Below are 399 nucleotides of genomic sequence, written 5' to 3' on the forward strand. Positions count from 1 at the left end.
TAGTTAAGGTCGACCATCGCCTGACAGAGTGCTTTTAATACCATCAGGTCAGCCGTCGCGTAACGGCGTATCTCGCCAAGCGAAGTATCAATAAAGTCCGATATCTTGGGTGTATGAGTGACAACAGCCAAGATAGACACTCGCTGCTGCGGCACAAAATTTTCAGAGGTTTCGTCGTTATCTTGCGTTGGTGAGTAAAAATGGTATGGACTTGGTGGCTGACGGCGCATCATGGTACTTATGCAAGTAGTCAATGATTGCACGCAATTGACAGCCGTTTTAGGATCGTTGATACCAGGAGACAGCGCCCGTACCGCTATCTCAGTCATTTGTCCTAGGCTATACGCGATGTCATTAGAGTGCGTCACCCGTTGCTCAAGGCGTATGCAAGTGGCAAAG

At 48.6% G+C, this 399-nt stretch carries 1 protein-coding gene; it reads right to left on the minus strand.

Annotated elements, in window-relative coordinates; genetic code table 11:
- On the minus strand, positions 1–368 hold a 368-nt coding region (locus tag AAEZ03_RS26105; RefSeq protein WP_350582650.1), incomplete at its 3' end, for a DUF2254 family protein.
- Between the last annotated feature and the right edge of the window lie 31 nt (positions 369–399).

This window comes from Pseudomonas sp. HY2-MNA-CIBAN-0224, from assembly GCF_040310285.1.
Classification (GTDB): Bacteria; Pseudomonadota; Gammaproteobacteria; order Pseudomonadales; family Pseudomonadaceae; genus Aquipseudomonas; species Aquipseudomonas helleri.